Origin of the sequence: Kribbella sp. (genome assembly GCF_035687465.1) — a bacterium.
Lineage (GTDB): Bacteria > Actinomycetota > Actinomycetes > Propionibacteriales > Kribbellaceae > Kribbella.
Genome location: NZ_DASRXP010000046.1, coordinates 1 through 7,058, shown reverse-complemented (window position 1 = coordinate 7,058; position 7,058 = coordinate 1). Strand labels below are relative to the sequence as shown.

General features: G+C 68.0%; 7 protein-coding genes. 3 read left to right on the top strand and 4 right to left on the bottom strand.

What is annotated here, in order from left to right:
• The coding region (locus tag VFG33_RS02415; RefSeq protein ID WP_325021882.1) for a cation:proton antiporter at positions 1 to 1,137 on the top strand (1,137 nt) is incomplete at its 5' end.
• Positions 1,138 to 1,199: 62 nt separating this feature from the next.
• On the opposite strand, the gene VFG33_RS02410 is transcribed toward VFG33_RS02415, so the two are convergent.
• The 4 genes from VFG33_RS02410 to VFG33_RS02395 form a co-directional block, all read right to left on the bottom strand.
• Positions 1,200 to 1,880 (bottom strand): BON domain-containing protein, encoded by a 681-nt coding sequence (locus VFG33_RS02410; RefSeq protein WP_325021880.1) that lies wholly within the window; start codon positions 1,878 to 1,880, stop codon positions 1,200 to 1,202.
• Between the two features lie 187 nt (positions 1,881 to 2,067).
• Positions 2,068 to 2,523 carry an Hsp20/alpha crystallin family protein gene (locus VFG33_RS02405; protein WP_325021878.1) on the bottom strand — a complete coding sequence of 152 codons (456 nt, stop codon included), beginning with the start codon at positions 2,521 to 2,523 and terminating at the stop codon, positions 2,068 to 2,070.
• A gap of 169 nt (positions 2,524 to 2,692) precedes the next feature.
• Entirely contained in the window at positions 2,693 to 3,205 is a 513-nt protein-coding gene (locus VFG33_RS02400; protein ID WP_325021876.1) for a DoxX family protein, read from the bottom strand.
• 24 nt (positions 3,206 to 3,229) lie between these two features.
• The gene (locus VFG33_RS02395) at positions 3,230 to 3,709 is read right to left on the bottom strand and encodes a Dps family protein (protein WP_325021874.1); all 480 of its coding nucleotides are present in this window, start codon (positions 3,707 to 3,709) and stop codon (positions 3,230 to 3,232) included.
• A 414-nt stretch (positions 3,710 to 4,123) separates the two neighbouring features.
• Between VFG33_RS02395 and VFG33_RS02390 the strand changes: the two genes are divergently transcribed.
• Positions 4,124 to 6,232 carry an amylo-alpha-1,6-glucosidase gene (locus tag VFG33_RS02390; protein WP_325021873.1) on the top strand — a complete coding sequence of 703 codons (2,109 nt, stop codon included), beginning with the start codon at positions 4,124 to 4,126 and terminating at the stop codon, positions 6,230 to 6,232.
• A 14-nt stretch (positions 6,233 to 6,246) separates the two neighbouring features.
• Positions 6,247 to 7,058: glycosyltransferase (locus VFG33_RS02385; protein ID WP_325021870.1), on the top strand; the 812-nt coding region annotated here is incomplete at its 3' end.

Here is a 7,058-nt window from a genome sequence, read left to right as displayed (position 1 = left end):
TTCGGGCTCGGACTGCTGGGCATGGTGGCCCATCGGATCGGCGTCTCGCCGGTTCCGCTCTACCTGCTCGCGGGCCTGGCCTTCGGCGAGCACGGACCGCTCCCGCTCTCGGCCGGCGAGACGTTCATCGACGTCGGCGCGGAGGTCGGCGCTGTCCTGCTGTTGCTGAGCCTCGGACTCGAGTACTCCGCGACAGAGCTGGTGGCTGGGCTCCGTACCCAGTTCCGCGCCGGGCTGATCGATCTGTGGCTCAACGCCACCCCAGGGGCCGCTCTCGCCCTGCTGCTCGGCTGGGGCCCGCGCGCCGCAGTAGCCCTGGCCGGGGTGACCTATGTGTCGTCCTCGGGCATCGTCGCCAAGTTGGTGGCGGACCTCGGCCACCTCGGGAACCGGGAGACCCCCGTCCTGCTGAGCATGCTGGTGATCGAGGACCTGAGCATGGCTGTCTACCTGCCCATCCTGACCGCACTGCTGCTCGGTCTCGGCCTGCTGGCCGCCGGTGTGAGCCTCTTCCTGGCATTGACGGCGGTCGCCGTGGCCTTCTTCATCGCGCTGCTCGCTCCGCAGGCGCTCGCCCGGTTGATGTTCTCACCGAACGATGAGGTGATGCTGCTCCGCATCCTGGGGTTGACCCTGCTGGCTGCCGGGGCGGCCCAGCAGCTGAACGTCTCTGCCACCGTCGCCGCGTTCCTGGTCGGGCTGAGCCTGTCCGGCGAGGTCGCCGAAGGGGCCTACGCACTGCTCAGGCCACTGCGTGACATGTTCGCGGCCGTGTTCTTCCTGTTCTTCGGACTCCAGATCGACCCGACCAGGATTCCCGGGGTCGCCGGTCTCGCCGGGCTGCTGGCTCTGGTCACGGCGGTCACGAAGATCGCGGCAGGATGGCTGGGAACCGGGCGGGCCGGGCTGAGCCGTCGTGGCCGACTGCGGGTCGGCTTCGCGCTGATCCCTCGCGGTGAGTTCTCGATCGTCATCGCGGGCCTGGCCGCGGCAGGTGGGCTGGATCCCCGGTTCGGACCGCTGGCCGCGACCTATGTCCTCATCCTGGCCGTCGGTGGACCGCTCGTCGTACGGATCGCCGAACTGCGGTTCACCTCGCACCGTCGGCTGCGGGCCAGATCGCCGCGCGCCGAGTAGCCCGCAGAGCTAGACGGTCGCGTGGGTGGCACAGTCGCCAGGGCCGAGCACCATGCCCCTGGTCAGGGAAGTCGTACCACGATCTGGTTGTCGACCGAGGCGACACCTGGTGCTGACCAGGCTGCGCGTTCCGCCTCCTTCTTCTCGGCCCAGGAACGCACGGCCCCCTTCAACGTCACCTGGCCGCCGTCGACCTCGACGGTGATCCGTTCGGCATCCGTCTCGGCACTTCGCACCAGCGCGTCCTCGATCTTGCGCTTCAGCACACCCGGTGCCGGCTTGATCCGCGGCTTGACCTTGATCAGGTTGCTGACCCCGCGGACTCCGGCCAGCCGGCGAACCACCCGCTCGGCATCGCCCTTCTGAAACTGCCACTCGAGCTCTCCGCTCAGCGTGACCCATCCCTTCGAGACGGTCACCTCGAGCTTCTCCACCGGTACCATCGCGTCCCACTCCAGCGCATGCAGAGCCGCGGCGGCGATGTCGGCGTCCGTCCGTTCGTCCGAGGTCGGCAGCCGGATCTCGATGTCGTTCGCCACCGCGACCACCCCGCGCACCCGGTGGGCGGCCTGCTCGGCGGCCCACTGCTTGATGAAGGTGTCCACCCAGCCCGTCAGCGTCACGATGCCGTTCTGCACTGTGACGCCGATCTCGTTGGGCTGCACCCGGGCGTCCCACTTCAGTTCGGCGAGGACCTCCTGCTGGATCTCGTCGTCGAGTCGTGTCGTCGTGACCGTTGCCATCGGTGATCCCTCCACAGTGCTTCGTCCGAATGATTCAAAGTCCAACCGGCCTCGTCCGCGTCGGGCCATCCGTCACGGTTGCCTCCAGGTGGTTTCCTCGGCATCCCCCGTCCGCGTAGTCTCCGAGATCCCTTGCTGACCAGGGGTCCGGCTACATACTCGCGGGATGCCGGCTGTCCACGCTCGGCTACTTCACCTCGACGCGGCGGCGTTTGGCACTGGTGCTCTTGGGCACCCGGATGGTCAGGACCCCGTCGTCGAGGGTGGCTTCCAGGTGTTCCTCGTCCACTGACTCCGGCAGCGTGACCTCGTAGCGGAACAGCCCCCACGAACGGTCCTGGCGGCGCAACCACCCGGTCCGCTTGCGTTCCTGCCGCTCGCCGGTGATCGCCAGCCGTCCCTCGTCGAACTCGATGGTGATGTCCTTCTTCTTCACACCGGGGAGCTCGACCTCCAGCACGTAGGCGTCCTCATCCTCTTCCAGGTCGGCCAGCGGGGTGAAACCGTCCGCGCCGGTGGCGGACGGCACACCTGCCCAGCGCTGATCGAACAGCCGTGCCAGCTGCTGGGTGATCCGGTCGAACTCGTTCGCCGGGTCCCAGCGGGAGGCATCGTTTCGGGTACGTCGTACCGGCAGTGCCATCCTCTGATCCCTTCCTCGTGCGGGCCTGGCAGATTTGCCAGGCCCGCTGATCCAAGGCTTCAGCGACCGGCAGCCGGGCACATCCCCGGTCTGCGCAGTTCTCGCAACCCAGCGAGCTCAGACCCTCAGTGCTGTGCTGTCCCGAGGCACGCCGGTACTGCGCTCTGGCTTAGGCCGGGTGGCCGACAGGGTGCTCCTGCTTGATGTGCCGGGCAACGGTGCCGAGCAGCCAGCCGAGGGCGCCGAGCGCCAAGGCCGCTACGCCCCACTCGACTCCGGACAGGTTCCAGCCGATCATGTGGTCAAGGCTGTACCGGCCCGCGCCGGTGAAGGCGAGCGAGACGGCGGAAGCGATCAGGGCGAGCGGGTACTCGTACCCGCCGGCGGCGTTCCATAGCCCGTTCCGACGGTGTACAACCCAGGCCGCGTTGGCCAGAACCGCGATGATCGCCGCGGCGGCCAGCGGGGTGGCGAAACCGACCGCGAGCGCCAGGCCGCCGAGCAGTTCCGCCGCGCCGAGCAGCAAGGCGAAGGCCCGGGCGGGACGCCAGCCGAGCTTCTCGACGAACCCCGTGGTGGCCTGGACACCTTGTCCACCGAACCGGGCAAAGAGCTTCTGGGCGCCGTGGCCAGCCATGATCAGGCCAATGGCACCGTGGAGCATCAACAGTCCGACATCCATTGTCTTGACCTCCCTTGAGCGTGGTTACCGAGGGCTGTGTTCGGCCTGGAACATCCAGGACTGCTTCTCGAGCTCGGCCGTGATCTGGATCAGTAGGTCCTGGGTGATCGGGTCGACCCGGCCGGAGCGATCGACGCGGTCGCGCATCCGGTCGATCAGTTTGGCGTAGGCGTCGATGAAATGGGACACGACGGTGTCGTCTGTCAGCCAGCCCGCGGGAAGCTGGGGAATCCCCGACTGGGCGGAAACCGTTGCGGCACGAGCATCTGGCGCGACGCCGAGTGCCGACGCTCGCTCTGCCACCGCATCGGCATTCTGGCGGATCGCATCCACGATCTCGTCGAGCTGCAGGTGCAGGGTGCGGAACCGGGGACCGACGACGGTCCAGTGCGCTTGTTTGCCGAGGATGGACAGGTCAACGAGGTCGACCAAGGTCTCCTGCAGCAGCTCACCGGTTTCCGTACGGGCTGACTCCTCGAGTGAGGAGTGGATCTGACTCATCATCAACTCTCCCTCACTGGACAACGAACGCTTTGCCCGGACCCGCGGGAGACCGCCCCAGCAGCGGCCGAGATGGGCACCGCGCAGACCGGGTTGTTAGCACTCTCGCTCTGAGAGTGCCAGATCCTGATATAGCACAGCCCGCCGCGACCGAGCAACCATGGCCAGCTCGCGACTGCCAACCGGCACCAGTGTGAAAAATGTCATCGGACCGTTGACATCTGGGAATGTCCGCGGACCATTGATCGTCGAAAGCGGTAGAAGCAAAAGGCCGAGCGGCCCGGCATCACAGTCGGCGACGGCCAGGAGCAGATCTCCGAGCGGCCGCACGGGACCTCTCCCGGCAGGTCTTCCTCGGCTGTCGCTGAATCGCGGGAACCTGTGTTCGCCCTGAACTTGTGTGAGGAGGTTGAACCCATGGCGGACGTCACTCAGACAGTGACCGAACCGATGATCACCCTCGTCGAGGGCACCTCTTTCGCCATCTCGACGACAGCGGGCGAGATGGTCGGCGGTGGTGTGCACGGCCTGTATCACCAGGACAGCCGGGTCGTTTCCGGCTGGCAGATCCTGCTGGACGGGCGGCCGCCCGAACCGCTGTCGGCCCACCTGGACACGCCGTACGAGGCGACCTTCCTCGGTCGGCGTCGTACGGACGGTGCCCGGTTGTTGATTGAACGTCGGCGGCTGATCGGCGACGGCATGCGTGAGGACGTCGTACTGCGGAACCTGGGGAACGAGGACACGGCGTGCCGGTTGACCGTCGAACTGGCCAGCGATTTCGCCGACATGTTCTCCGTCAAGGCGGGACAGCCGGAGGCGATCGGGGAGGTGCAATGGAGAACCGCGGGCCAGGACCTGCTCGCGGAGGTCCGCAGCCCTGACCGCCAGCGGGGCATCCGGGTCCGCCTGGACGGCGCGACCACGGTCAGTCCGGGGATGCTCGCCGTGGACGTCGTCGTACCGGCGCACGATTGCTGGCGCGGCACGGTGCAGATCTTCCCGATCGTCGACGATGTCGAGTCGGCGCCGGCCTATCCGCGCGACGAACCGGTGCAGGACACCCAGCCCGCCGTCAGGTTGCGGGACTGGCGGCAAGCCAGCCCGGTCGTCGACCTGCCGGACGAGAACTTCAGTGCCGTCCTCGACCGGAGCATCGCCGACCTCGGCGCGCTACGGATCCGGACCACGGATGCCGACGGTTCGGAGCTCGAGGTGGTGGCGGCCGGGGCGCCCTGGTACATGACGCTGTTCGGCCGAGACTCGCTGCTGACCGCCTGGATGGCGTTGCCCATCGACCATGAGCTGGCGCTGTCCACCCTTCATGCGCTGGCCAGCCTGCAGGGGCGCCGGGTCAACCCGCTCAACGAGGAAGAACCTGGCCGGATCCTGCACGAGGTCAGGCACGGGTCCTCGTTCCCGCTGAGCCCCGGCAATGCTGTGTACTACGGCACCGCCGACGCCACCCCGCTGTTCTGCATGCTGGTCGGCGAGCTCCACCGGTGGGGCGTGCCGAAGGAGCGGCTTGCCCCGCTGATGCCGCACGTCGACCGCGCGCTCGCTTGGATCCTCGAGTACGGCGACCGCGACGGCGACGGCTTCGTCGAGTACAAGCGCGCGACTGACAGAGGCCTGCTGAACCAGGGCTGGAAGGACTCGTACGACTCGATCGTCTTCGCCGATGGCACCCTCGCGGATGCGCCGATCGCGCTCGCGGAGGTTCAGGCTTACGTGTACGGCGCGTTCGTAGCCCGCAGCGAGCTGGCCGCCACCTTCGACGGCCCCGAGGTCGCGCGGGAGTGGGCCGAGCGGGCGGCCAAGCTGAAGACCCGGTTCCACCAGGCGTTCTGGCTGCCGGACCGCGGCTACTTCGCGCTGGCGCTCGACGCCGGCAAACGGCCGGTGGACGCGCTGGCCTCGAACATGGGGCACTGCCTGTGGACAGGTTTGGTCGACGAAAGCGTCGTCGACCAGGTGGCGAAGCACCTGCTGTCGCCGGAGATGTTCTCCGGGTGGGGCATCCGGACTCTGGCCACGTCGACGGCGAGCTACGACCCGGTGAGCTACCACAACGGGTCGATCTGGCCGCATGACAGCGCGTTGTGCGCCGCCGGACTCGCACGGTACGGCTTCACCGAGGAGGCCAACCGGGTCGCTCGCGGCATCTTCGACGCAGCGGTGGCGTTCGGCGGGCGGCTGCCGGAGCTCTTCTGCGGATTCGACCGCGGCGAGTATCCGTACCCGGTCGCGTACCCGACGTCATGCTCACCCCAGGCGTGGGCAGCGGCGGCGCCGTTCCTGTTGCTGCGGGCTGTCCTCGGCTTCGATCCTGACCTGCCCGACGCAAAGGTGTACCTCGAACCAGGCAAGCTGCCGGAGGAGTTCGGCGATGTCGAGGTCCGCAACCTGCCGCTCGCGGGCCGCCGGGTGGCGGTCAGCGGGGCCGCCGCTGGCGAAGTCCGTGACCTCCCGGGCATCGAGGTCGTGCGACGCCGAAGGAATCCATTGACCGACAACCAACGCTAAAGGAAGGGAACGACATGCCACTTCAGCAACAGTCCGGACTACGCGTCGCTCTCGTCGCGCCGCCATGGTTCGAGGTGCCACCCGCGTCCTACGGCGGGATCGAGGCCGTCGTCGCCGATCTGGCCGACCGGCTGGTCAAACACGGCAATGACGTCCTGCTCATCGGTTCGGGTCGTGATCAGACCAAGGCCCGCTTCGCGCAGACATACGCCGTACCGCCCTCCGAGCAGCTCGGCCAGCCTGTGCCCGAGGTCGTGCAGGCTGCCGCGGCCGCCAGGATCCTCGAAGCGGAGAGCCGCGCGGGCCGTCCGGTGGACATCGTCCATGACCATTGCCTAGCCGGGCCGCTGCTGGCGCGAGGCCGTGAGGTGCCGACGGTCGTCACCATGCACGGTCCGGTCGAGGGCGAGCTGCTCGAGTACTTCCGGGAGCTGGGAGACACCATCTCGCTCGTCGCGATCAGTGACGCCCAACGCCGCCGGGCGCCTGAACTTCCCTGGGCCGGGACCGTTCATAACGCCATCGACGTCGCCGCGTACCCCTACCGGGAGGACAAGGACGACGTGGTCGCCTGGCTCGGGCGATACTGCCAGGAGAAAGCACCGCACCTGGCGATCGATGCGGCCCGAGGGGCCGGCCTGCCGATCATCTGCGCCGGCAAGTGCACCGAGCCGCCGGAGCGGGCCTACTTCAAAGCCGAGATCGAGCCGCGGCTGGGGCCGGACGTGTCTCAGCTGGGGATGGCGGACTTCGACACCAAGACCGACCTGCTGGCCCGGGCACGATGCCTGGTCTTCCCGATCCAGTGGGAGGAGCCGTTCGGGCT